General features: G+C 57.8%; 3 protein-coding genes. All 3 read right to left on the reverse strand.

The window, feature by feature from the left end; all coding sequences use genetic code 11:
- Nucleotides 1-269: hypothetical protein (locus AC1DEL_RS27425; RefSeq protein ID WP_477126484.1), on the reverse strand; the 269-nt coding region annotated here is incomplete at its 3' end.
- 145 nt (nt 270-414) lie between these two features.
- Complete coding sequence (locus AC1DEL_RS27430) at nt 415-1,353, reverse strand: DUF6708 domain-containing protein (RefSeq protein WP_454756847.1); 939 nt, start codon at nt 1,351-1,353, stop codon at nt 415-417.
- Nucleotides 1,350-2,069: hypothetical protein (locus tag AC1DEL_RS27435; RefSeq protein WP_477126485.1), on the reverse strand; the 720-nt coding region annotated here is incomplete at its 5' end. The genes AC1DEL_RS27430 and AC1DEL_RS27435, both read right to left, overlap by 4 nt.

Below are 2,069 nucleotides of genomic sequence, written 5' to 3' on the forward strand. Positions count from 1 at the left end.
ACGTCCTGCGTCCACGTCTTCTGGAACGACAACGCTTGTGCTTCGGCCTGCAGCATCTGCTCCCAGCCCGCGAATTTCCACACGGCGTCGATGGCGGTCAGGATTCCCATCGATACCGCGCCGAAAATCGGGATCGAGCGGCTGATTCTTAGTACGCCGTATTCGTGCAGGCTCTTTGGGGTTTTCACATGCTCGGCCAGCCAGGCGATTTTCTTGGTCGGGTCCTTGATGTTCGCTAGCGTCTTTTCCATGTCGTCAGTGATAAACACGGCAATCTTCGCTTTTACATCCTTGGACGCAATGGCCGTGTTGAATGCCCCGATATTGCCGCTGGCGAAGCTTCCCGCAACCTGCCGCTCGGCATACGTGGCCGACTGTCGAGCCCGGCGCGCCCAGTGATGCTTGCATACATCCCTATCGATATCCCTCCGGATTCGTGCTCGAATCCCGCACGTATGGATCGTCCGGCGTGATCTGACACGCTGCTTCGACATCGGCAGGCCATAGGGGCACCTTGCTGGTCACGCGGCAGACGAGACGGCCAAGGAAGAAAAACACGTGGAAGGGGAACATGACCCACTTGGCAACCGGGTTCCACGCATCCTGAGACGCGAGCGCGATCCAACCCTGATAGAGCGTTTCGCGTTTGTCGGCAATCGGCAAGCAGTCCAGGAGGCCGGGTGCGTCTATCACTGTCTGCGGCCCTTCCTCCATATATCGACGAATGAACTCCCAGTGACGCAGGCAGTGGTCGCGGCTGGGCGACGCGTAGCCGAACACGAACATTTCCTCTACGGTCTGTTTGTCCTTCAGAACGAGACCGCATATGTTCCAGATGCGTATCCCAAAGATGTTCGCGTTGATTCGAAAGGCGAAGTGCACGTCGTCCCACGGGGCTTCAAGCACCGTATCGTCACCGCGAAATACGTACACCATCCGGTTCCGTCGGTTGAAGCGCATCGGGTAATGCGTGTAGCGGAACCATTCGCCGATCTTGAGATTGAAGGCGACGATGCCAACGATGAGAAGTGAAAACAGTATTAAGCCGAAGATCGTGGCAAACAGCATCTCCGATTCGTCGTGACGATCCCAATTTGGATCGAGGTAGTGGGCGACTATGGTGTACACAAGGAAGATCAGGACAAATGCACTTATTCCCACGCCGAAAATTCCAACCGCACTCATCCCTCCGCGATTCGAGTAGAACCCGTCGACTAACTCGAGATAGGAAGAGTTCATTCGGATCGCCCGGCCTGATGCATGCGGCTCGCCTGCACTGTCATGGATCGGTACATGCCACTCACGATCCTGGTCATTCAGCGGACGTTGTTTCTTGCTCGTTGTAAACATCATGCCCCTGCCATTGCTTGACTAAAATCGGACTGTTCTGTTGAAGAATCGGCATAGCGGCCTGACGCCAACTCGCCCCAGTAGCACCGCTCCAGCCACTGCGCGAAGCTGTCGCCCCTGACGTGGCCGATGGCCATGTTCAGCGCCACCAGTAGGACAGCCAGCACCAGACTCCAACCCGTCAAGCTCAGCCCGGCGACCACGGTTGCACTGCCTGCGGGACCGAAAGCTGCCGAAAATGCGAAAACTGCCGCACTAACTCCAGCGCCCACCGACGTTAGATGAAGTATCGTAAGAGCCCATTGCCCGCGCCCCGCGCTTTGAACGGCATCCACCAAATCCATCGCCGCCGCCACACCCGACAGGGCAGCCATCAGTCCGCCCGTCATACGCAGCGCTTTCCCGGCTCGCACGGCCAGTTCTTTCCCTGCTGCCCGTTCCAGCATCCCCGTCGCATACACATTGCGCCACGTCCCATAGGCCTTCACCGCATTTCCCACCCCAAGACCGAGCGCCCCTACATACAAACCAAATCCCAAACTCACCCGCACGTCGTTCTGCCATGTCTTGTGGAACGACAACGCCTGCGCTTCGGCTTGCAGCATCTGCTCCCAGCCCGCGAACTTCCACACTGCGTCGATAGCTGTCAGGATTCCCTGCGATACCGCGCCGTAAATCGGGATCGAGCTGCCGATCTTCAGTACGCCGTATTCGTGCAG

The sequence above is a fragment of the Cupriavidus sp. 10L43_2 genome (genome assembly GCF_056395265.1).

What these genes read in the sequence shown, in the direction of transcription:
- AC1DEL_RS27430 (WP_454756847.1), bottom strand. Translation starts at nt 1,353, where the DNA reads ATGATGTTTACAACGAGCAAGAAACAACGTCCGCTGAATGACCAGGAT.